The following is a 22,945-nucleotide window of genomic DNA, read 5'->3' as shown; positions in this document are numbered from 1 at the left end:
TTTTGGCTAATCCATCTTAACAGGAAGACCGTGACTCGTCTTCTATTTACTCGTCACCTGTCAACACTTTTAGTGACTAGGGCATATAATACTTTTTTACTGCAACACAACGTATCATGAAACAGATTGTTTGTCCCTCGTGTGGTCATACCGGAAACATCAACGAAAAGCTCATTCCGCCCGAGGGTCGTAACGTGAGGTGCCCCGCCTGTAAAGAGTCATTCTTTATCGGTCCCCACGAAACGACCCCCGGATCATCGGCCCTCTCTCCGTCCCCTCCCCCGATGTCTTCAATGGAACCGGCACAACCCCGCCCCGCCCTCTCGGGAGTCGGTACCGCCCCCGCAGGTATGGAAGTTCCGGGCGTGAGCATGGGATTGCCGGGCGTGGTCATCGCGGGTACGGTGGCCGCCGTCATCGGCGCGGCCGTCTGGGCGGTTATCACCAGACTCACCGGTTTTCAGATCGGCTTCATGGCCATCGGCATCGGGCTCCTGGTGGGGGTAACCATACGCGTCGCGTCGGACCGGGGCGGCATGGAAATGGGGCTCCTTGGCGGCGGGTTGTCCCTTTTCGGCGTCGTGCTGGGAAACCTGACGGCCGCGTGCGCCTTTATCGCCAAGAACAACGGTATTCCGTTCATGCAGGTCCTCTCGGATGTGTTGACCGATCCGAATACCATCGGTCGGGTGATGCGGGGATGGTTTTCCATCATCGATCTCCTGTTTTACGGCCTCGCCATATATACCGGATTCCAGGTGGCTTCCAGCTCGGAGCCGCTGGAGTAATCCCGGCGCGTTGCACAGGCCTCAGTGTGATGCCGGATGTGTCGATTCGGCACCGTCAAGGGCGGTGGTACGGAAGGACACGACGACATCGGTGAGAACGACGGGGCGTCCGGGGGAGCCGGGATCATACCGATCATGGATGAGAGGGTGAGGAGCATTCCCGGGACGATGAAGCCTGTCGCCCCGAAATCCGGAACTGCCGCGCATACCGTTTATTGTGGAAAGGACGATATCTCCAAAGGGTCGGTGTTGATTTTTTCGGGGAAGATGATATGATTCGAGACCGGAGCATCGGTCTCGAATTTTTTTTATAAAGGGATTCGGGTAGGCCCCGGTCCTTTCTCTGTATACACGGCGATGGGAGGATATAGATGGCTCTGAAAACGGCGCGGTTCGATACGGCGGCGGACGTTGTCATTGATGCCGCCCTCTGCACAGGCTGCGGCAGGTGCGTATCGGTGTGTCACGGTGCGCCCCTTCAGATGACGGACGGCCAGGTGACGGTCGATCAGGATCGATATTTCGGCTGTATCGGGTGCGGACACTGCATGATGGTGTGCCCCAACAACGCCGTTATCGTTCGGGGCAGGGACATGTCTCCGGAGATGCTCTTCGATCTCCCCGACGAAGCGTCCCGGACGAAGTATGGTGAGCTGTTGAACCTGATGCGCTCTCGGCGGAGCGTCCGGACGTTCGACGACCGGGGCGTCCCCCGAAACGTCATCGATGCCGTCGTGGAGGCCGTCGCCACGGCGCCCATGGGCATTCCGCCGTCGGATGTGGAGATATTGATTCTGGATAATCGTGAAAAGGTGGCGGAATTCGCAGGAGACATGGTCGATCTCATGGTGAAATCCCGCTGGGTGTTTTCTCTCCCGATGCGGATATTCATGCGCGCCTTTTACGCGAAAGAGGAGATCGAATCTCTCAAGACCTTCGTGCTTCCGCTGATAGACGTCTTGCGTGAAAAACGGGAACAGGGGGTCGACTGGCTGCTCTATAATGCGCCGCTGGCGATGTATTTTTACACATCCGCCGGCGCCGATCCGGCGGACCCCCTGGTGGCCGCCACATACGCCGTGCTCGCCGCCGAGTCTCAGGGGCTTTCGAACTGCATGATCGGCTCAGTCGCCCCGTTTCTCCAGACAGGCGGCGGAAAAGTCAAGGAGAAATACGGCATCCCGAAGAGGAGCCGACAGGGCATCATGGTCATCTTCGGCTATTCACGGATGTCGTACCGAAGGGGTGTGACGAGGAGCCTCGGCGGGGTGCGGTTCTATTGATACGAAGGGCGTGCGACACCCGGGATGTGATCAGGTGGTAGGGTGGTTGGATAAGGAAGTATTTTTTTGATTTGTGATAAAAGGCCGGTGTTAGCCGGCCTTTTCCCCCGTAGCTGGCGTCGATCCGGCGGACCCCCTGGCGGCCGCCACCTACGCCATGCTCACCGCCGAATCCCTGGGGCTTTCGAGCTGCATGATCGGCTCTGTCGCCCCAGGGATTCCGTCGGGAGATGCAAGACGAATGCATGAATAGGGAGACGGAGATCTTTATTGAACGTATATACAGAAAAAGTTTCTAGAAAGATCACAGGGAGGCGGTGGAAGATTTTAGGGGGAGGCTGAGGTGGGACTACTGTTGGTTCAGGAATTATTTAAGATATCAGTTTTATTTACCCAAAATGTCAAAAGAATTTTCCAATCTTTTTTACTATTGTATATAGTGCTTTGCTTAAGTTTACAAACACTTCAGGTGCTTTGACTATAACTAAGTGAAAAGAATGGTAAATGTCTGTTAAAACCTGTTCATCCAGGTTGTTTTGAAGTTCTACCTGCCGCATACTTATACTATCTGTTATTTTTTTCCTGATTTTTCGGAGCTTTTTTAGCTTTTTTTCTCTTTCTGCAACTATTTCTTTAGAATCACCTTTTAGATCATTCCATTTTTTATATGTTTCTCTAAAATTGCTGAAATGTTTATATAAAGGCGCACGAATATATGACGAGGGGATTTCAGTTGCAAAATTAGTAGTGTATTCTAAAGATCTATCAATGATTTTACAATAATCATCCTCAAGTCCTGTTTCTTTCATATTGACTAAGTCGTCAAGTAGCGATGTGAGGACATTTTCTCTTAGCCTATTTAATTTGTATAAAGGGGTTCCCCTTTCATTTCTTACCGTATTGGAGGACTTTTTACTGCTCATAATTGTTTATTCCCATCCAATGTGAGTACTTCTATACATTTATTCAAAAGATTTAAGAAATTTATAGGTAACTTTTTTAGTTGTCAAGAAAAAACAGAAAAATCTGAAAAAATGGGTATTGTTTTATACTTGAACGTCATACTTTTTTAAGAAAGGTCGAATTAAAAGAGAATCAAATGAATGGAAAATGAAAAATATTTTAAGATCTTCAAAAGCTGGCGGAGACCAACCTTGGCTGGCATGAGCGGGAGGAGAGGGAAAATCAGGTGGAGGAGAAGACAGGTGGTCATGACGCCGATACGGGAGCACCGTGACGGAACGAGCCTGTCACACCAGGATGCGGACGAAATTCGCCATCTCGGGTCGCTCCGCCCAGCCCTTCTTTTTATAAAAATCCCGCTCGTATGATTCCCGCTCACGGCTGTTGATGAGCATCAGCCGATAACATCCGTGTTTTACCGCTTCGGCCTCAACGGCGCTTATGAGCAGCGATCCCAATCCCGTCCCCCGCCATTTTTCCCCGACGAACAACTCCGAGAGATACCCCTCCACCCCTGGAAGAAACAGATACGGAAGCCAGTGGACGGCGGCGTATCCGCACAAAGCGCCCGAATCGTCCCAAGCGGTGAGCAGGAGGTGACGATCGCTCCCCAGGATCGTGTCAATGCGCTCCCGCACCCGGTCCATGATATCCGCCTTTGGTTTCATGGAGCCGTAGGCGTACATCTCGAATTCACCGGTAATCTCCGCCAGGGCGGTTGCGTCCGCTTTCTGTGCCGGCCGTATGAAAAAGGCCATGATTTCGGTGCCTCCAGATTGTGTGTCCGTTACTGTATATAGGTCATCTATACACACGGGCACCCGCCCTTTCGGGAAGCGCCCGTGTAGGGTGTCGTGTCGGGGAGTGTTACGAGCTGTAGTACATCATCGTGGCGTTGGGCACCACCCCCACGGAGGTCCCGGGGCTGTGAAGCTCGGTCAGGTGTCCCAGGGCCTCGTCCCAGGATTTCGTCCAGATGATCTGTTCCGGGTTGGCGAGCCAATCCGCGAAGAGGCGATCCTTGTAGGGCGCAACCACAATCAGGTTGATCGAGGGGATGAGCTGCCCCTGGGGATGCGCCAGGCCGCCGTAATCCCGGCCGAAACTCCGCATCAAGTAATGGGTCACCTGGCCCTCCGGCGCGTTTGCGATGACCACCACCGTGCCGGTCAGGTTTTCCAGACCCAGCACCCCGCAGAGGATGGCGATGGCCATCTCGTTGGCCTTGGCGAAGGCGTTTGCCACCACCACGTTCTTGTTTGAGGGCCTCGGGTCGGCGGCGTAGTGGGACCGTGCGACCTCCACGGCCTTTTTGTGGGCCTGGACGAAGTTGCCGGCGAAAGCGTCCGTCACAAGGCCCCGCTCGTTGAAGAGCACGTCTATCTTGAAGTCCAGCCCCGCCAATCGGGCCGCCTCCTCTATGTTCTTTCTGAGGATATTGTTGTCGAAATTGCCCAGGCCGCAGCTTGCCGGGTCCATTTCGTAGACGTCCTTGTGGTAGTGGGTTGCGGTGTCGTAATGAGACACGCCGGGAAGGATGATCTTTCCGCCGCCGGAAAAACCGGTTTGGGCGTGGGCGGTCACGCAGCCGATGCCTATTTTCAGATCGGCCCCTGCCACCTCTCGGTTGATGAGCACCTTTGTGCCCAGGCTCGTGGTGCCCACGTCCACGCAGTTTTCGTAGGCGTTGTGGTTGTACACCCGGAATCGCTCAAGGATATCGGCGCCCAGCTTCTTTCTCAGGTCGTGGTTGTTGAGGGCGCCGTGGTTTCCCAGGGCGCACACGAAGGTGATGTCGTCCTCATTCATGCCCCCGGCCAAAAGATCCTCGATGACGATGGGCGCGATGTCCGCCGCCGGCGTGGGCCGGGTCATGTCGTCAAAGATGATGACGGCGCGTTTTTTCCCCCGTGCAAGTTCCTTCAGGGGAGGGGAGTCGATGGGGGATCGGACGGCCGCGGCGATGTCGTCTCTTGAAATCGGCTGTTTCGAAGCACCCTTCATGGGGCAGAGTTCCACGTCCCAGTCCTCGGGAAAAGAAATATCGACGGTCTTGTTTCCATACCAGAAGAGTTCAGGCAGCGTTACTTTCATAGATGTTTCCTCCTCAAAGCGGTCAGACATAGTGTAAATTATAGCAGAATCGATCCGACATGGCGATGGATTTCTCTTCTCTCCCGAAGGGGAGAGATGGCGGGATGTCCCCCTGCACCGTCGAGACGCCCCCCCTCCCTGTACCGATACGACCCCCCCATCAGCGTGACGGCAAAAGGGCCCTCGACCCTTTTCAAATACGCCCTTTGAACCTGATGGGCGGTATGTTATGATATATAAACATACAAATGGAAAGGAGCCGTAATGACCAACGCGAAAGAGGGAGATACCGTAAAGGTTCACTATACCGGCAGTTTTCAAGACGGGACGGTTTTCGACACGTCCGAGGGAAGGGAGCCTCTGGAGTTCACGATCGGGGCGGGGGACGTCATTCCCGGATTTGACAACGCCGTCGTGGGGATGGCCGCGGGTGATAATAAAGAGATTCACGTGCCGATGACAGATGCCTACGGTCCGCATCATGACGAGCTCGTTCTGACCATCGAGCGGGACCAGATCCCGTTGGAAAACGATCCCGAAGAGGGCATGATGCTCCAGGCGCACCTCAGGGACGGTCAGACGGTGATGGTACAGGTGACGGACGTCACCGACGACTCGGTCACGCTGGATGCAAATCATCCCCTGGCCGGCCGTGACCTGACGTTTCAGATTACGTTGATGGAGATTGTCTGACAGATTCCGTATTTTTTAAAAAACCGTATTCGAGATGCCTTTTTCGAGAGAGGACCGATGACAGTTCCAACTATCGCGGTTCTGTACCATTCCGGGTCCGGCAGCACGAAGCTTGTTGCGACGGTGATCACGGAAAAGCTGGAGCAATCGGGGTCGGTGGACCTGGTCCCGATCTCCTTCGAGTACGATACCGGCCGAATCCCGTCGTATCGAACCCTCGTGTTCGGATTTCCGACCTATCACGGCAACCCCACCCGCTCCATGCGGGAGTTTTTCGACATGCTGCCGGTGGCGGAAAAACCGATCCCGGTGCACCTTTTTATCACTTACGGCCTGTATCCGGATCATACCTTTCGCGTTGCCGCCCGTTCCCTGGCGAAGAAGGGGTACATCACGACCGGACACATGGGCCTAAGGGGGCCCGCCAGCGACGGCGCCCTGATGCTGCCCGGGTGGATCGGGCCGATGTTCCGCTACGAAAAGCGCGCCCCGGAAAAGATAGACAAATTCGTCTCCGGGGTGAGGGAGTCACTGAACGGCGGGGACGCGACGCTCCGGATGCCCCGGTATGTCTGGTACACGCTGTTGAACGCCCCCCACAGGCTGTTGGGGGAGAAGAACAACAATCGGTGTAAGAATCGGATGCGCGTGAATGAAGGCCTCTGTACATCCTGCGGCAGGTGTGTAGAGGAATGCATCCGGGGCTGCTGGCGGATGGAGGAAGAGGCTCCGGTATTCGATCAAGAAAACTGTGAGTTTTGCCTCAGGTGCATCCACAACTGTCCCGCCGGTGCGATCTCATTTTCAGAAACATCACGGGACAAGCCCCGGCTGAATAAGAAATTTTATAGTGCGTTGAAGCCGACGCTGTATCAAGGAGTAGCGTGATGAACGGAAAAAGGCATCTTCTGGCGAGCGGCGCTGTCGGGGCGCTGGTCGCGGTGATCATGCTGGTGGTCATGGCGGTGTTCGCCGTAGGCTTCTGGCCCCTGGAGGTCGAGTTTCCGGGCATGGAAATCCTCACGGGAGAGGTGCCGATGGCGCCGGACAAATTCATCGAGTTCGCCAACCTGTCGGCCCTGATGCTCAGCCTGGATTCGATTTTTATCATCGGTGTGGTCCTGGCCTGGCTGGGTCTGGGCGTTCTGACCCGGGAGCGGGCGGGGAAGATGGGATGGCTGGTGGTGATCCTGGGGGTGACGGGGGCGATTCTGGATTTCTGTGAAAACCAGATCGGCTGGTCGATGGTGCAGGTTCGACTGATGGGGGCGTCGGCTCCCGTTGATGCCGTGCCGATATATGCCTATTTCATCATCTCCGCCCTGAGCTATCTGTTCCCGTTTACCGCCGCCGCCCTGGCGGGGGTGTGGCTGTGGGGGGAACGAATCCGGGAACGGCTCCTGACCCTGGTCGGGACGGTGCTGATGGTGCCGGCCCTCTTCGGCCTGTTTGTGCCGTCTCTTTCTGTCGCGTCCTTCATGTGGTTTCTCGTCTGGTTCGGAGTTGTCGGTGTTGTCCTGTTTCAGGAGAGTAGACATCTCTAATTCTCGATATTCTCAATGCGGTAAACAATGAAACGAACGATTCCCGACCGCCTCGTACGACAGATATCGTCCGACGAGGTGGGGGTGATGTATGATATCATCAACGACGCGGCGGTCGCCTATCGCGGCGTCATCCCCGTCGATCGCTACCACGAGCCGTACATGCCGATGGAGGAGCTTCTCTCCGAAATAGAAGACGGGGTGATGTTCACCGGCTGCGAGGTGGACGGCGAACTTATGGGGGTGATGGGCGTGCAGGATCGGGGGGATGTCACCCTCATCCGGCACGCCTACGTCAGAACGATCCAGAGGAGGGGCGGCGTCGGCTCGACCCTTCTTTCTCACCTCCTTTCGGAAATCGATAACCCGGTGCTCATCGGGACCTGGGCCGACGCCGATTGGGCAATACGATTTTACGAGAAACACGGCTTCATGCTGGTGACGCCCGAGGAAAAGGAGCGTCTTCTGAAAACATACTGGCGCATCCCCGACCGACAGGTCGAAACATCGGTGGTGCTGGCCGACCCCACGTGGCGAAAGAAGAGGGGATAGTCCCCTCGTCGGAGCGGTCGGGGGTTCCCGATCGATGGTCACAAGATTTTGGTACACACTATGCGAAAGGTATGAAAGATGAACGTTAAATACATCGACCTGAGCCACCCCCTCTCCGACGGTATGGCCGCCTATCCGGGAATGGGACACATTACCGTGGAGGCGATGTATGATCATGAGGCTTCAAGCCCGCTGTACGACGATAAGGCGGGATTTTTCCTGGGGAGGGTCAGTCTTCCCATGAACAGCGGCACGTATCTGGACAGCCCCTTTCATCGATACGAGGAGAGGCGGGATTTGGCCGGGCTTCCGCTTTCGATGACGGCGGGGCTGGATGGGATTGTCCTCGACTGGGACGCGGAAAAGAGCCGGGAGGTGACGCCCGATATCCCCCGGGAAAAGTTGAGTGGGAAGGCGGTGCTGGTGCGTACCGGCTGGGATCGATACTACGGCACCGATACATATAATAAAGGAGGGCCGTATCTCTCAAACGCCTTCGCCGAGTTCCTGGTGGATGCGGGGGCGCATCTTGTGGGGGTGGATTTTTTGAATGTCGACAACACTTCCGGGGACAAGGCGAGGCCCGTTCACTCCCTGCTTCTGAAAAACGACGTCCTGATCGTGGAAAACATGACGAACCTGGGAGGGCTTCCGGAGGGCGGATTTCGCTTTTTCACCGTGCCGTTGGCTATCGTCAAGGGGGCATCGTTTCCGGTGCGGGCGTTTGCGGAGGTGCGGGTCTAATAAACTTTTCGGGAGGTACTTAAAATAAAGAAGAAAAGAAAGCCCCATTTTAGAATATTACATTCATCTTAATTAAATAGCGGGATTGAATCTCACCGCGCCGTTCCCGCCCACATGTTCGCCAGTTCTCGGGCCGCCAGGGCCAGCTCGCCCGTCTGTTCCGTGGTCAGGCGCTTTCTCGGCCCCGATAGGACGACGATCATCCCGAACGCCTCCAGATCGTGAATCAGCTCCTTTTTTTCCACCATCCAGCGGCAGAGCGTGTCGTTGAAGACGCTCATCGTCTCGTAGTCGTTTGCTCCACGGAGCACGAACAGCTCCGAAAAATCCGGGTCGAATCCAATATCCACCACGGGGCCGATCTTCTTGTTGCCACTGTTCAGGAGTGATTTCCGGGTGACGCTCAAGTGGGGGACATCCACCCGCCGGTCGGACGCCACGGCGACGGTCCGATAGTAGTAATTGTTGTTCCCCTTGGCCCATGCCCCGTCAAAGAGATAGATCGTCCCGTCCTGATATTCCTGGTAGAGGAGGTTCTCCATCTTCCGCCACGAGTGCTTTTTGAAGAACAGGATGCCCGACACCTCGGTGGAAAGCGCCGCCCTCTTGGGTGTTTGGGGCTGGCCCATCACCTGCTTGAGTATGCCGACCAGAAAATCGGCGATGGGGGACCCGGTGGTTTCGCCGGGGCCCGTGGGATAGCCCGGCGCGCCCGGTGAAGGGGTGGATCCCCCGTCCGTGGGCGCATCCACCAGGAAGCCTGACCGCAGGGCGAAATCCGAAAGGGCCTCGGCCCGGCGCTTCTTCTGGCTGTTCTTTACAAAAAAGAGTGCGAAGGCGACGCCGACAATAACGACGCCCGATAGTATCGTGATCAGGGATTCGACATCATGTGGTTGCATCGATCCTCTCGAAAAGAATGAATGATGATGATACTATAGTAACCGTTTTTTCGATTGAATCAAGGTTTTTTGTTGACAGGGCGGGGAGGATGCTGCTGTAATAGGCGGCGGTTGAGGTCGATATGCCGTAAATTCAAAGGCGACACGGCGGCGTAATCCGTCGTATCGCCCTACATACAGTGGAGATGTCATCGATGGTTACGATACGCCGGGAAGAGGAATCGGACAGAAAAGAGGTATATTTCCTGACGGAACAGGCATTTCGGAGCGACGAGGAGCCGAGGCTCGTAGATCGTATTCGAGAGTCGGATGACTTCATCCACGAGCTGTCCCTGGTGGCCATAGACGACGACACTCTGGTGGGTCATATCATCTTCAGCGTCATGACGATACAGACCGAGGGTGAGGACATCCCGGCCCTGTGCCTGGGGCCGGTTTCCGTCGTCCCCGAGTACCAGAGGAGGGGGATCGGTTCAAAACTGGTCAGGCACGGCCTGGCCGAGTGCCAGCGGTTGGGGTATCATATCATCGTGTTGGTCGGCCATCCCGAATACTACCCCCGATTCGGATTCCGTCCGGCGAATGAGAGGGGGCTGTCGGTGGATGGAGATATCCCCCCGGATGCGTTTATGGTATATGAGGGCATCAGCGGGGCACTGGACGGCGTCACGGGAAAGGTGGTGTTTTCCCCCGCTTTCGACGGAATGATGTGACCCGGGCACAGGCTGTGTCTGTTGCCGATCCGTCCTTTTCCGAAGCCGCCCCTCCTCCCTGAGCATCTTCCCTGCGAAACAACGTGTCCGACAAAAGCCCGAGGGATGCCGTGCATGCCTTCCCGATGGACGGGACGTCCTCCATCTCTCGGAACAGCTCCCGTGTGAGGTCGAGGGCACGGGCATTACACCCCCGATCTCCCAGGGCGTTCATGGTTGAGACGGTGAAGAGCGACGCGGCCTGTATCGCCAGCGTCATCGTATCATCTTTCCTCTTTTCTGTGCAACCCCGCCCGTTATGCCGTGCGGTCAGCCGGGCGTATGCCAGGACGCACAGCGACAGGTGATCATCAAGCACGTCTTTTGCGGTCTTGTTCATGAAAAACCCCCCGGTGCTTTCTTCGAGCGTAGCACGGGGGGGTTGTTATATCAAAAATATGAAACGAAGCGGGGCGGTCTATTCTGAAGATTCAGGCACCGGCATCCGCCCGACGGCGTCCTCGGAGAGGCTTCCCAGGTAGAGCATCCCCTCGTATTCCAGCACGTTCGTGATCTGTCCGTAACTTCCGGCGGGGTCCTGGAGGTTATAGAGGATATTCCCCTCCTTGTCTATCCCCAGCAAAAACGCGTAATCGGAAGCCTTTGGCATGAGGGCCTCGGGCAGTCTCTGCACGATCTTTCTCAAAAACGGCTTCGGGAAAAGAACTGAATCGGCGAGCTCGTCCCGGGGGGAGACGATCGTCACCCAGAACACGCCGTGTTCGCCGCTGCCCAGGCCGTCGGGGAATCCGGGCAGGTTGTCGATCAGGACGCGTGCCTCGCCCCGATTCGACCCAACAAGCTCTACCCTGAGCACCCGGTACGCCCCCATCTCCGCCATGAGGAGAAAATCATTGTCCCGGCTGACCGCGACGCCGTTGGGAAAATAGAGGTCGGATAACACAACGCTCGTTTCCTTCGTGTCCGGATCATAGGAGAGGAGCCTGCCGTTGGGGCGATGCTCCATCAGGTCGTCCATGTAGTCCGCGTCGGAATATTTGTATGAGACGTCGCTGAAATAGATAATTCCGTCGGGGGCGATGTCCATGCCGTCGACGTTTTTGAAGGGAAGGCCGTCGGCTTCCGTCGTCAGTACCGTAACCTCTCCCTCCCGGTCGATGGAGAGGAGACCCAGATGGCCGCCGCAGACGATCAGGTTGTCGTCGGCGTCGAAATCGAGGCCCAAAGGCCAACTGTCGATCTCGGAGAAGACGTTCGGGTTTTCTCCCTCCGGGGAAAACTTCAGGATGCGCCCGTCCTTGAGGCCGCCGTAGATGTATCCCTCGCTGTCGATGGCAACCCCCTCGATGGGAGAGCCCATGCCGGATTCAAGGCGCTCGACGGCACTGAGCCTGTCGTTGACCGCGTACACTCCCTCCAGGGCCGGGGCCTCGGGCGGGTTCCATGCCGCCGGATCGATGGGTACCGGCCAGAAAAGGAGGTAGAGTACCAGCAGGATCACGATCCCGCAGAGACTGAGAAGCAGTTTTTTCATGCGACGCTCCTTATGGAAAGAATAGGTGTGTAAAAAGAGTATATATTGTTATGTACATGCACATCCTCACCTACACCGTCACCCGGGCACGGTTCCAGTGAAACAGGGCCACCCCCACAGGCCGGTGTATCCGCTCCTCCATCCGGGCCAGTACGTCGTCGAAGAGGACGGAATCGACCATCCCCTGGCCCAGCAGCTCCTGGCCGGCGCCCCGGAAGATGCCGGTTGCGTTATAGAGCCAGGCCCGGTAGGGATCCGGGTCGTGCTCGGTGTAGATCTCCGGCTCGTAAGCCAGCTCGATTTGTTCGGCCCCGGCCTGTTTGAATATATCAAAAAGCTTTCTGCCCACAAACGGATCGCCGCCCATCTGCTGCTGAAGGATGCAGAACTGGCTGAGAACCTCCGTCATCCCTTCTATCTCGGGATAATACAGGACATTATGGAGGTCGTTTTCCTGGACGGCGACGGTTCCGCCGGGGCGTGTGACCCGCATCATCTCCCGTGCCACGGCCACCGGATCGATAACGTGCTCCAGCAGGTAGCGGCAGTAGACCACATCGAAGGCCCCGTCTGCAAGGCCGCTGGACGATACGTCGCACTGCTTGAGCGTGGCCGCCTCCACGTCTCCCAGGCGCATTTCCGCCTGGCGGAGCTGATCGGGGGAAAGCTCGATCCCGGTGATGCAGCATGTCGGAAAACGCCGGACAATGTTCGCCATCAAAACGCCGGTGCCGCAGCCGAAATCGGCGATATCCTTTTCCGAAAGCTCTCCCAGGTAGGACATAAACGATTGGTTCGTCAGGGCGTTTAGGGTGTTGAGGCGCACCTGCTCATCGTGGGATGTGCCGTGAATATATGTGGTCATATTACTATATTCCTTTATAGAGGGATGCCGGCGCATGGTGAGAATTGAACGATGTCCATAGCATATTACAGAACAATCGAGAGGAACACAAGACGGAAATTGTGAGGTTATACGGGGTTTTCCGTGAAAACAACCGGCGGGGCGGCATGCAAATTTGCGATCGATTCAGGGGCCGAGACGGCGTATGTCAACCCGCTGGCATTCGGGAGGTATTCGTGATATGGTTGTTCGTACCGGAAAAAACGCTCCAGACGGGGCGCCTCGGCGGTACCCGTCGGGAGTGCCGGAGATATGCGACGATACCGAGGGAAAGCGTCCCGAAAAACACAGGGATTGCCTTTTTCCGATAACGCCCGTCCCGCCGGTCCTGAACCGATTGCACAAGGAGAGGCTGATTTCATGCCCCCGCTCTGCGAGCTCATCGACGCTTTGAACAAACACTTCGGAGCGCCGGTCCTGAATCATCCCAAGGATCCCCTGAGCGAGCTGATCTTCACAATTCTGTCCCAGAACACCACGGATACCAATAGAGACCGGGCGTATGAGCGGCTCAGGAAAAAATTTCCCCGATGGCGGGATGTGCTGGAGGCCGACCGGGAGGAGGTGGAGGAAGCCATCCGCACGGGCGGGCTGGGCCGCCAGAAATCGACCCGGATACAGGAGATACTTCGAACCATCGACCGGAAGCGGGGAAAGCTCAACATGGATTACCTGGCAGAGATGAGCGTTGATGAGGCGCGGGAGGAATTGCTGTCGTTTACCGGTGTGGGGAGAAAAACCGCCGCCATCGTCCTCCTCTTTTCCCTGGGGCGTCCGGCGTTTCCCGTGGATACCCATGTCCATCGGGTGGGAACGCGCCTGGGACTGATTCCCGAGAAGATGAGCGCGGACGCCGCCCATGACGTCATGGAGCGGCTGGTGCCGCCTTCGCACTACTATGATTTTCACATCAACCTGATCCGTCTGGGAAGGACGGTGTGCGGACCCCGGCGGATTGCGTGCGAATCGTGCCCCGCCCTGGGTTGGTGTCCCACCGGATTGAAAAAAGGCGACGGCGGGGGAAATACCGTTCCATCGTCGCCGGACTGATTTCTCCCTTGCACACGGGATATGGAAGCGTTTATAATGTCAGCATCCATGAACGATCAACCAAGAGATATACGGGACGTTTTCGCGGGCATTGCCCTCGGAACCATGGTGGGCGACGCATTCGGCGCTCAGGTGGAGGGATGGGATCCTGAATCGATTCAGCGCGAATACGGCCTTCTGTCGGCCCCCATCGGGGGGGTATATACCGACGACACCCAGATGATGATCGGGCTGATGGAGGCGCTGGTGGAGTGCGCGGAAAGAGGCCCGAATTTTTCCGCCGCCATGCTCCAGGAAAGCGCAGCCCAAAAGTTTCTTTCGAATTTCGATCCGAGCCGGGGCTACGGCCGGCGGATACTCGGGGTAATGCGCCGAATCGAGTCCGGTCTCCCCGCACACATGGTCGGGACAGACAGCTGGGGGAACGGCGCCGCCATGCGCATCGCGCCTGTCGGGATGTTTTTTTACGACAACGACCAGCTGCTCATCGATATGGCCGTCCACACCGCCGAGATCACCCACATCCACCCCGCCGGCGTGGCGGGGGCGGTGGCCCAGGCCGTGGCCGTGGGCAGGGCGGTGCGCCACGCCGTGGAGGGCGATACGCTCTCCGTCGATTCCCTTGTCGGGGATGCGGCCCGGGCCGCCGGGGAATTCACCGAGGATGCGGTTTCCGAGATTTCCCGGATACAGGGTCTTTCGGCGGGCGACCTTGACGGGGCGATTCAAGAGATCGTATCGACGTTCAGCCGGGACGTCAGCGCCCTGGGGGCGGTTCCGGCGGCGCTCGCCGCGTTCGTTCTGGTTCATCGAATGGAGGGGGGATTCCCCGATGTGGTGATGGCGGCGGTGAACTCCGGCGGCGATACAGACACCATCGGCGCGATGGCCGGGGCCGTTGCCGGGGCATACTGGGGTGTCGACTCTATTCCGAAACAGTGGCTCGCCGTCATGGAAAACGGCGAAAAGGGAAGGGAGTACATCAGAGAATTGGCGTTACGCCTGGCGGAGTTGAAACATGCCTGAGTTTTTAAACCAACCGATGTTCTACTATCTGGCCGTCTTTATAGGTATATTGGCGTTCGTGCTGTTTGTTCCGATACCGTTTCTTCTTCTTCGCGCCGGCAGGCGTCAGCGGGAAATCCTTACCGTCATGGATGAGCTGGCCTTTCAGATAGAACAGCTCGTAACGAGATCGACGCCGATATTCGACTCGGCCATACATGCGATGGAAAACACCAAGGAGTGTCCCCAGTGCTCCAAGATGATCGACCAGGCCTACGGCGCGTGCCCGTTTTGTTCCTACAAATTTTCCCAAAAGTATTTTTTGAGCATCATCGGGCCGGGAGACGAGGCGGCCCTCGACGCCGCGGCGCAAAAACTGGCCTCGGCGTTCAAGATGGACTTTCACGAGCTGAAGCATCGCCTCAGGATGGGATTCGATTACACCATTTCGGATCACGCCAAGCGCCGCGAGGTGATGGGCGCCCTGGAAAAACTGGGGTGCACCGTAAAGGAAGTGGTCAAATGGGTATAACCCGATATATAATTTAATCTACCATACCGGTATGAAGGAGGATGACATGAGATTTTTTTCCTGGGCTTTTATTGTGGCGGCGTTTGCGTCGCTGGTGATGGGCGTTGTGGTCAAGGTGTTAAATATGTGGCCTCTTGCATTCGATCTATATCCCCGATCTTTTATGAGCTTTGCAACCGTTTGCCTCCTGTTCGCCATCTCCCTGACGCTCATGCACTGGTCGAATAAAAAATAGGCGCGGTACACGATAAGGGGGAGGGTATCGGTCGATACCCAAGCCCGAATGGGAGGATGGTATGAAGTTATTAGCCAACCTGTTTTTGCTGGCGGCGATTGTCAGTCTTGTGCTGGCATTCGTGGTCCGGCTTTTCATCCCGACCGGCATTGTAAGCTTCGGACCGTATTCCTTCTTCGCCCTTTCGCTGGTCAGCCTGCTCTTTGTGATTGCCATCAGCCAGATGAAGCGGGCGTTCAGGGACTGAGACTGAGATGTGGGCGGGCCCAAGCGCTCTGCTCGGGCCCGCTCGTGCATTCATGATGCGTGTTGTGTGATAAAATCGGTGAGGATCCTGAAATACTCCTCACCGCCCACATCGAACGTATCGTTGTGAAGTGCCCCCGGGATGGTGTAGAACCGCTTGGGTTCCTTCGCTTTCTCGAAGAGGGCACGGCCCAATCGGTAGTCCACGATGTCGTCCGAATCTCCATGGATGAAGAGCGTCGGGCACCCGACCTCTCCTATCTTATTTTGTGCGTCGAAAACCATCGTCAGGTGTGATTCCAGTCCCATGTTCGGGTACACGCTTTCAACCAGGTCGGAAAGCTGCGTGAAGGTGGATTCCACCACCAGGCACGGGACATTCACCCTCGTTGCCAGGTCCACGGCCACGGGACCACCCATCGACCGGCCGAAGGGAACGAGGCGTGCGGGATCAACTCCCCGATCTTCCGTCAGATAACGATACGCCCCCAGGGCGTCCAGGTACATCCCCTCCTCGGTGATGTCGCCTGTGCTTCTGCCGAATCCCCGATAATCGAATATGAAAGAGGAAATCCCCCAGGAGGCCAAAAGTCGGATGTTGGGGAGACGATGGGAGATATTGCCCGCGTTTCCGTGACAAAAGATCAATACGGGCGCGTCCTGTGACGCCGGGACATACCACGCATTGATGGCTTCATTGTCATCGGTCGAGTAGGTGATATCCTCATACGCGAGGCCGAATTGGTCCGGGGTGTAGTATATGTGGGATTCGGGAAAGAAGAGGAAGCGGTGTTCTATAGACATGGGTACACCCGTTGAAATGATAGCGATATGTTTCAGGGCAGAGAGATCAGGCCGTTGGTGACGTGTACTCTCTCTTGTGCCGCAAGCCGCTGGACGTGGCTCATGGTGATGCCCGTGCCGGGGAAGAATCTGACCATCTCGTTTTGGAACATCCTGTCCGTCAGATCTCTGAGGGAGAGCCGCACACCTGTGAGGATATCCAGGACCTTTTTCTCCCTGGCGAGGAGCCGCATGCGTACGTTGTCGATGACGCCCTGGGGGGAGTCAGGGATTTGTCCGTGGGAGGGCATCAGGATGCGTGGTGAGCGTTTCTCAACCTTGTCCAGGCTTTCGAGATACCCGGTCACGCCGCCCGAGGACGGCGTATACCACGCCGTGATGTCCCCCACGATATCCCCGCCGTAGAGCACGCCCGACGATGCGTCGTAAAGAGAGATATGGCCCGGGGAGTGGCCCGGCGTATGGATGACCTCGAAGGAGTATCTCCCGAGATTGACGATGTCCCCCTCTCGAATCGTCCCCGTGGGATCGATGCGCCGCATGGGACATCCGAAATCATCGAAAAAGCGCATCAGGTCCGAAACCTCAGGGACGTCTCCATAGGTCTCAACCGCGAGATCGATATCGTAGGATTCCGTCAGGCGCCGGGGCTCCTGGGCCTGCAGGGCGTCGTCCTCGTGGATGAGTACCTCAGGATCGGCGCCGTCCTTGATACATGCCCGGACAAACCGCCCGGCGGCCCCCATGTGGTCCGGGTGGGCGTGGGAGATAACCAGGGTCGTAAGCCCCCCGGGAGAGAGATCCAGCCGCGACAGACTTTCGGTAAGCCGATCGACTGTTTCCGTATCGCCGCAGCCCGTATCGATGAGGGAGAACCGCCCCCGGGGTTCCGTGACCACATATACATTGGCCGGTGCGGGCCACATGGCGTTTTCCGGGGCCAGACAAACGATGTCGTTGGTGACTCGGCTCTCGATCAGGCGCCGGGAGGACATGCCCGCTCTCCTGTGTTACGCGTGTTTTTCATAGTCGGAAGCGCGGCATTAACGCCGTTCCGCCCGGGCCGGGCGTTTCTTTCTCCCCTGGACGGTAAAACGATCCATATATTCGTACACCACCGGTATTAAAAACAGGGTGAACACCGCGGAGAAGAGCACGCCCCCCATGGTCACCACGGCCATGGCCACCTGGAATCCCGCATCCTTGCCGCCCAGGGCCTGGGGCAGGATGGCGAACGCGATGGCCAGGGTGCTCATCACGATGGCGCGAAACTTCACCTGACACGCTTCCAGCAGGGCCTCCCGCGGGATTTTCCCCCCCTCCCTTAGTTCGTTGGTGTAGTCGAGGATAAGGATGGCGTTGTTGACCACGATCCCCACGAGCATGACCATTGCCATGAGGGAAAAGATATTGATGCTCATCCCCGACACGAACAGCCCCACCGCTGTGCCGATGAGGCCCAGGGGAACGGTCACCAGGATGGTCAGGGGGTGGATGTAAGACTCCAGAATCGCCGCCAGCACCACGTAGGTGAGGATAATGGCCATGAAGAGGGCTTCGAACAGGGCCTGGAAGGCCTCCGCCATCCGTTCGCTCTCACCGCCGAAACTTACCGCAAAACCCTCGGGTATATCGATTGTGTCGACCCTGGCGTTGATGATGCCTTGGTATTTCCCCAGGGTGCCGGTGCCGATATTCGCGGTGACCTCGATGAGCTTCTGCCTGTCCTTTCTGAGTATCTCCGATTCTCCCAGTGTGTGCTCAACCCTGCCGAACTGGGTGAGGGGGGCCAGGCCACGGGGAGTCTGGATCAGCAGGTTTTCAAACAGGTCCTGATCTTTCCTGTCCGCTTCGCTCAGGCGTACCAGGATGTCGTATTCCTCGCCGCCCTCCCGATAGACCGAGGCGACCTCCCCCTCGTACGACGCCCTCAGAACCGAATAGATGTTCGCTGTGGTAATGCCGTAATCGGAGATGATATCGCGATCCGGGATGAAGCGGATCTCCGGCTGCGGGTCCTCCTGTGAGGTGTCCACGTCCACCAGCCCGGGGATGGCGTCGACGATCGATTCCACCTCTCCCGCAAGGGTTGAGAGGGTATCCATCTCGGTGCCCGTCACCTCGATGGTCATACCGGCCTCGGCGCTGCGGCCCTGAGATTTCTCGTAGACGGCTATCTCCGCCTCGGGGATGACCGCCAGCTCCGGGCGTATCATGTTGATGAAATCGGTGGTCAATATCCGCCTTTTCGAGAGATCCACCAGACCGATGATGATCTCACCTTCGTTGACACCGGAGTTTCCCTCCCCCACCGTTATGAAGACGGTCTCGACCTCCTCGTGGGTCAGGACAATGGCCTCGATGTCGGTCAGGATGTCCTCGGTTTGCTCGATGGGCGTTCCCGACGGCATGGTCACCTGGATACTGACGTATCCCTCGTCGCTGTAGGGGGTGAACTCGCCCCCAACCAGCGAGAGGAGAAACAGGGAGAAGAAGAATATCACAATGACCGTGCCGATCGTGTGGGGGCGATGATCCAGACACCACGCCACGGCGCTTCGATAGTCGGATGACAGTTTTTTGAATCGTTCATCCCACAGGGCGAAGAACCGCCGTTGCCACCGACGAATCGCCAGGAAATGACGGCTTTCCTTCTGCCTGCGGCCGTCCGTATCATTATCATTTGACGGCTTTAAAAACTTCGTCGCCAGCATGGGGGCCATGGTGAAGGAGACGAGGAGCGAAAAGATTGTGGCGAACACCACCGTCAGGCCGAACTGCTTGAAGAACTGCCCGACGATCCCGCTCATGTAGGCGATGGGGGTGAAGACCATGACGTTTGTGAGGGTCGAGGCGATGACCGCGATGGCGATCTCGGAGGTCCCCTTCACCGCCGCCTCTTCGGGGGGGTGCCCCTCTTCGATATAGCGGGAGATGTTTTCCAGCACGATGATGGAGTTCGTCGCCAAAATCCCGATGGAAATGCCCAGGGCCATGAGGCTGATGACGTTGAGGGTGAAGTCGGCGAAGAACATCAGAATGAACGTCGAGATGATGGACGTGGGCATGGCCAGGGACGCGATGAGGGTGCTTCTGATGTCGTGGAGGAACACATACAGGAAAAGTGACGTGATGATAATCCCCAACACGATGTTAATCAAGACGTCTCTCACCGACTTCATGATGAATTCGGAGAGGTCCATTGCGATGCCGATGTCGTACCCCGGGGGGAGCATCGGGCGCAGTTCATCGATGACGTCGAACACCTCCAGGGCCACCTTCACGGTGTTGGCGTCCGAGCGCTTGTTGAGGATGACCCCAACGCTGGGCTGTCCCTGGAATGTGGCGGAGTCCTCACGCTCGGCGAATCCGTCGGTCACGACGGCGAAGTCGGACAGCCGCACCGTGGCGCCGCTGGGCATGGCGAAGGTGGCCTCCGCCAGGTCATCCACCGAGTCGAATTCCCCCATGAGCCGAAGGGTGTATTCCTCGTCTCCGGCGGTGAGTTTCCCCAAGGGCACATCCTTGTTTTCAACCTCGATGAGACCCACCAGGTCCGTGATGGTCAGGCCGTAGCGATTCAGGGCCTCGGTGGAGACATCCACCTGGATTTCCCGGACGAGACCCCCCACGATCTCCACGGACGCCATGCCGTCGATACGGTTGAGGCGATCCCGAAGCTCGTTGTCGGCGAAATTGTAGATATTGTCCAGGGTATCGGGGCCGGAAACGCTCAGATTCATGATTGGAAGAGCGTTTATATCGAATTTGACGATGGACGGGGCCTCCACGTCATCGGGCAGGTCCGAGAGGATGGCGTCCACCTTGTCCTTGACCTCGATGGACATGATGTCGATATCCGCGCCGAGCTCGAATTCGACGTATATCACCGAGACGCTCTCCATGGAGACCGAGTCGATGGTCTTCACATTGCTGACGGTGCTGAGCTCGTCCTCAATCTTCTCGGTGACCTGGCTCTCCACTTCGCTGGGGCCGGCGCCGGGGTATTTGGTGGTGATGGTGATCATCGGCAGGTCGACCTTGGGAAAGAGGTCGATGGTGAGCCGTCGGTATGAATAGAGGCCGATGATGACAAAGACGAGAATCAACATCACCGTGAGAACCGGGCGTCTGACGGATACCTCAACGATTTTCATATCAGCTCTCCCCGTCCAGCAGGTTCAGGGGAGATCCGTCGACCAGTTTATTCTGGCCCCGTTTGACCACCATGTCCCCCTTCTCGAGGCCGTCCTGCACCTGGACGAGCTCTTCCGTCTCCCAGCCCAGTATGATCGGCTGCAGGTGGGCCGTGGGGAGTGATGGATTTTCATTACCGTCACTGTTGTGATCCGTGATCACGGTGTAGACGTATCGGTCGTCGCTCGCTGATATGACCGCGTCCCAGGGAACGGTCAGGGCGTCGTCGGCGGTGAAGATGAGGATGTCAAACCTCGTGACGACTCCGGGCTTGAGGAGCCCCTCTTTGTTGTTCATCACCACCTTTATTTCGAACAGCCCGGTATCCCGGTTGGCCGAAAGCGACACCGACTCCACGGTCCCCTCCACCGTCTTTTCCCCATCGGGCATATCCACCACGATCCGGGCCGGTAGGCCGGGCTCAATCAGGCGGGTTTTTTCGGCGCTGGTGTATGATTCAATACGCACCGTATCGATGATTGCCACTGTGGCAAGGATATCCCCCGGAGAGACCGGGTCTCCCTCGCTGACGGTGATTTCGGTGACGGTGCCGTCCATGGGTGAGGTGATCTTCACCAGCTCACTGGCGGCGTCATAGGTGGCCCGATAGACCTCGAAGGTGGTCCTGGCCGCCTCGTACTCCTGTTTGGAGACGGCGCCCGCCTCGTACAACTCCTTGACCCGCATGTAATCCCGGTAGGCCTGGTTGTACTGTTCCTTGGTCTGGCGATACCCCCCCATTGCCGCGCTGTACGCTGCGTCGTCCGGATCCAGGGTGATGAGGAGATCGCCCTCGCTTACCTCGTCGCCCTCGGTGACATGCACCTCCAGGACCCGGGTGGTAAGGCTGGAGGTCAACTCCGACTGACGTTCACCCCGGATCGTGCCGGAAAACTCCTTCCAGACTTCCAGGGTGCCGGGGCTGACGGTGACCGTCTCCACAGGATACCCGTCCCGTTCGTATATTTTCTCCAGTGACAGGACCTCTTCCTGATTGAGATATCCGTGTACTCGAGCAACGAAGAAGACGCACACCAGAAGCAGCACGATTGCCGCGATTTTGTGTTCCTTGATCAGCGACAGTATTTTCTTTATCATGCCGGTTACTGAGTTCTTGATTTCGTAGTAGTTCAAATTCATCCTGATAGCTCCTTGGTCGTTTGCGCTCGCCCGGTCGATGTGTGTCTGTTAGTCTGTGCCGGAATCATATGAGAGATGCGCTTCCCGTGAATCAGTCTGTGAATGATAGTGCTTCCGTTTCTGTTGTTCTTTGGAGGCACCGGTAATGCCGTAAAATAGTACACTTAAAAACGTGTTGATATCCGTCTCAACCTGTTCGGCGTCCCTGTTTTCGACGATGGCGGTCCTGCCGATTTCGGTCATGATGATCCATGTCATGTGGGATGTCAGGTCGAGGTCGTCAATGAAGAAATCGCCGGAATCGACCCCCCGTTTCAGGATATCCTTGACGATACGAATGTCTTTTTCCTTTTTTGCATCCATCTTTTTCTTGGGAATCGACGGCAGAACCTGGATTTCCTCAAGGTGTATGTTGAGTGTCTGTGCGAACTCCATCATGGAGAGGAGGCTATGCAAAAGATAGTTCTTGAGGCTTTCCCGGATATCGTCTTTGAGATTGACGGCGGACATAATATCCTGTTGTATTTTATCGAGCTCGTTTTCAAACAGGGTGAAGATGAGATCGTCCTTGCTCTTGAAATAGTTATAAAACGTGGCCCGGGAAATGTGGCTGTGCCTGACGATATCATCGATTTTCAACGCCCAGAAACTCTGTTTCTGACAGAGCTGCAGCGCCACATCGAGGATTCTGTCTTTCGTTTCTTGTTTCATTGGCAATACTTATATAATTAGACATTTTGCATAATATGTCTAATATATCAGAAAAAACCGAAATGTCAAGCAAGAATTGAAAATACCTGACAATGATGTGATAATGTACAAGGAGAAAATGTTTGGATTTAAAAAAGGGCGTTATCATCAATATGTTTTTTGTTTTGATACTGGACAGTATTCTCCAGGAGTTTCAGGGAAAAAACGCTTGACCGGATAATAAAATGCCCTAGTCACTAAAAGTGTTGACAGGTGACGAGTAAATAGAAGACGAGTCACGGTCTTCCTGTTAAGATGGATTAGCCAAAAAC

General features: G+C 56.5%; 25 protein-coding genes. 13 read left to right on the top strand and 12 right to left on the bottom strand.

Annotated elements, in window-relative coordinates; all coding sequences use genetic code 11:
• Nucleotides 1–116 precede the first annotated feature (116 nt).
• Together JW885_12015 and JW885_12010 are read left to right on the top strand one after the other, a co-directional pair.
• Entirely contained in the window at nt 117–788 is a 672-nt protein-coding gene (locus JW885_12015; GenBank protein ID MBN1882893.1) for a zinc-ribbon domain-containing protein, read from the top strand.
• A gap of 371 nt (nt 789–1,159) precedes the next feature.
• Nucleotides 1,160–2,071 carry a nitroreductase family protein gene (locus JW885_12010; GenBank protein ID MBN1882892.1) on the top strand — a complete coding sequence of 304 codons (912 nt, stop codon included), beginning with the start codon at nt 1,160–1,162 and terminating at the stop codon, nt 2,069–2,071.
• Nucleotides 2,072–2,472: 401 nt separating this feature from the next.
• Here the strand turns inward: JW885_12010 and JW885_12005 are convergent, their stop codons facing one another.
• From JW885_12005 to JW885_11995, 3 genes are all read right to left on the bottom strand, one after another.
• Nucleotides 2,473–2,994, bottom strand: coding sequence for a hypothetical protein (locus tag JW885_12005; protein MBN1882891.1), 522 nt, complete (start codon nt 2,992–2,994; stop codon nt 2,473–2,475).
• Between the two features lie 327 nt (nt 2,995–3,321).
• A complete protein-coding gene (locus JW885_12000; GenBank protein ID MBN1882890.1) occupies nt 3,322–3,792 on the bottom strand; it encodes a GNAT family N-acetyltransferase in 471 nt (156 codons plus the stop codon).
• 109 nt (nt 3,793–3,901) lie between these two features.
• Complete coding sequence (locus tag JW885_11995; GenBank protein MBN1882889.1) at nt 3,902–5,128, bottom strand: DUF2088 domain-containing protein; 1,227 nt, start codon at nt 5,126–5,128, stop codon at nt 3,902–3,904.
• A gap of 264 nt (nt 5,129–5,392) precedes the next feature.
• Between JW885_11995 and JW885_11990 the strand changes: the two genes are divergently transcribed.
• From JW885_11990 to JW885_11970, 5 genes are all read left to right on the top strand, one after another.
• The gene (locus JW885_11990) at nt 5,393–5,821 is read left to right on the top strand and encodes a peptidylprolyl isomerase (GenBank protein ID MBN1882888.1); all 429 of its coding nucleotides are present in this window, start codon (nt 5,393–5,395) and stop codon (nt 5,819–5,821) included.
• A 57-nt stretch (nt 5,822–5,878) separates the two neighbouring features.
• Nucleotides 5,879–6,709 carry an EFR1 family ferrodoxin gene (locus JW885_11985; GenBank protein MBN1882887.1) on the top strand — a complete coding sequence of 277 codons (831 nt, stop codon included), beginning with the start codon at nt 5,879–5,881 and terminating at the stop codon, nt 6,707–6,709.
• On the top strand, nt 6,709–7,365 hold the full coding sequence (locus JW885_11980; protein MBN1882886.1) for a hypothetical protein: 657 nt from the start codon (nt 6,709–6,711) through the stop codon (nt 7,363–7,365). The genes JW885_11985 and JW885_11980 overlap by 1 nt, the downstream gene beginning before the upstream one ends.
• Before the next feature lie 27 nt (nt 7,366–7,392).
• Nucleotides 7,393–7,917: a GNAT family N-acetyltransferase gene (locus JW885_11975; protein MBN1882885.1), complete on the top strand. Its 525-nt coding sequence runs from the start codon at nt 7,393–7,395 to the stop codon at nt 7,915–7,917.
• 78 nt (nt 7,918–7,995) lie between these two features.
• Nucleotides 7,996–8,661 (top strand): cyclase family protein, encoded by a 666-nt coding sequence (locus JW885_11970; GenBank protein MBN1882884.1) that lies wholly within the window; start codon nt 7,996–7,998, stop codon nt 8,659–8,661.
• Nucleotides 8,662–8,753: 92 nt separating this feature from the next.
• On the opposite strand, the gene JW885_11965 is transcribed toward JW885_11970, so the two are convergent.
• Complete coding sequence (locus JW885_11965; protein ID MBN1882883.1) at nt 8,754–9,563, bottom strand: hypothetical protein; 810 nt, start codon at nt 9,561–9,563, stop codon at nt 8,754–8,756.
• A 194-nt stretch (nt 9,564–9,757) separates the two neighbouring features.
• On the opposite strand from JW885_11965, the gene JW885_11960 reads away from it, so the two are divergent.
• A complete protein-coding gene (locus tag JW885_11960) occupies nt 9,758–10,276 on the top strand; it encodes an N-acetyltransferase (GenBank protein MBN1882882.1) in 519 nt (172 codons plus the stop codon).
• Here the strand turns inward: JW885_11960 and JW885_11955 are convergent.
• The 3 genes from JW885_11955 to JW885_11945 form a co-directional block, all read right to left on the bottom strand.
• Nucleotides 10,230–10,655, bottom strand: a complete 426-nt coding sequence (locus tag JW885_11955) for a hypothetical protein (GenBank protein ID MBN1882881.1) — start codon at nt 10,653–10,655, stop codon at nt 10,230–10,232. The two genes, JW885_11960 and JW885_11955, sit on opposite strands and share 47 nt — an antisense overlap.
• 78 nt (nt 10,656–10,733) lie before the next feature.
• Nucleotides 10,734–11,810 (bottom strand): SMP-30/gluconolactonase/LRE family protein, encoded by a 1,077-nt coding sequence (locus JW885_11950; GenBank protein ID MBN1882880.1) that lies wholly within the window; start codon nt 11,808–11,810, stop codon nt 10,734–10,736.
• A gap of 70 nt (nt 11,811–11,880) precedes the next feature.
• Complete coding sequence (locus tag JW885_11945) at nt 11,881–12,675, bottom strand: methyltransferase domain-containing protein (GenBank protein MBN1882879.1); 795 nt, start codon at nt 12,673–12,675, stop codon at nt 11,881–11,883.
• A 399-nt stretch (nt 12,676–13,074) separates the two neighbouring features.
• Here JW885_11945 and JW885_11940 point away from each other — a divergent pair, with 399 nt between their 5' ends.
• From JW885_11940 to JW885_11920, 5 genes are all read left to right on the top strand, one after another.
• The gene (locus JW885_11940) at nt 13,075–13,764 is read left to right on the top strand and encodes an endonuclease III (GenBank protein MBN1882878.1); all 690 of its coding nucleotides are present in this window, start codon (nt 13,075–13,077) and stop codon (nt 13,762–13,764) included.
• Nucleotides 13,765–13,800: 36 nt separating this feature from the next.
• On the top strand, nt 13,801–14,790 hold the full coding sequence (locus JW885_11935; protein ID MBN1882877.1) for an ADP-ribosylglycohydrolase family protein: 990 nt from the start codon (nt 13,801–13,803) through the stop codon (nt 14,788–14,790).
• Nucleotides 14,783–15,301: a hypothetical protein gene (locus JW885_11930; protein MBN1882876.1), complete on the top strand. Its 519-nt coding sequence runs from the start codon at nt 14,783–14,785 to the stop codon at nt 15,299–15,301. The genes JW885_11935 and JW885_11930 overlap by 8 nt, the downstream gene beginning before the upstream one ends.
• A gap of 46 nt (nt 15,302–15,347) precedes the next feature.
• Entirely contained in the window at nt 15,348–15,536 is a 189-nt protein-coding gene (locus JW885_11925) for a hypothetical protein (GenBank protein MBN1882875.1), read from the top strand.
• 61 nt (nt 15,537–15,597) lie between these two features.
• Nucleotides 15,598–15,783: a hypothetical protein gene (locus JW885_11920; GenBank protein MBN1882874.1), complete on the top strand. Its 186-nt coding sequence runs from the start codon at nt 15,598–15,600 to the stop codon at nt 15,781–15,783.
• 50 nt (nt 15,784–15,833) lie between these two features.
• On the opposite strand, the gene JW885_11915 is transcribed toward JW885_11920, so the two are convergent.
• The 5 genes from JW885_11915 to JW885_11895 are packed head-to-tail and all read right to left on the bottom strand — an operon-like array spanning nt 15,834 to nt 22,634.
• Nucleotides 15,834–16,586 (bottom strand): alpha/beta hydrolase, encoded by a 753-nt coding sequence (locus JW885_11915; GenBank protein MBN1882873.1) that lies wholly within the window; start codon nt 16,584–16,586, stop codon nt 15,834–15,836.
• Between the two features lie 32 nt (nt 16,587–16,618).
• Complete coding sequence (locus JW885_11910; GenBank protein ID MBN1882872.1) at nt 16,619–17,581, bottom strand: MBL fold metallo-hydrolase; 963 nt, start codon at nt 17,579–17,581, stop codon at nt 16,619–16,621.
• Between the two features lie 48 nt (nt 17,582–17,629).
• Nucleotides 17,630–20,743 carry an efflux RND transporter permease subunit gene (locus JW885_11905; protein MBN1882871.1) on the bottom strand — a complete coding sequence of 1,038 codons (3,114 nt, stop codon included), beginning with the start codon at nt 20,741–20,743 and terminating at the stop codon, nt 17,630–17,632.
• Between the two features lies 1 nt (nt 20,744).
• Entirely contained in the window at nt 20,745–21,923 is a 1,179-nt protein-coding gene (locus JW885_11900) for an efflux RND transporter periplasmic adaptor subunit (protein MBN1882870.1), read from the bottom strand.
• 48 nt (nt 21,924–21,971) lie between these two features.
• Nucleotides 21,972–22,634, bottom strand: coding sequence for a TetR/AcrR family transcriptional regulator (locus tag JW885_11895; protein ID MBN1882869.1), 663 nt, complete (start codon nt 22,632–22,634; stop codon nt 21,972–21,974).
• Nucleotides 22,635–22,945: the final 311 nt, after the last annotated feature.

It is taken from the genome of Candidatus Zymogenaceae bacterium, from assembly GCA_016931225.1.
Classification (GTDB): Bacteria; Desulfobacterota; Zymogenia; order Zymogenales; family Zymogenaceae; genus JAFGFE01.
Note: the sequence above shows the minus strand (reverse complement) of the source record. Positions and strands in the feature narration are given on the sequence as shown.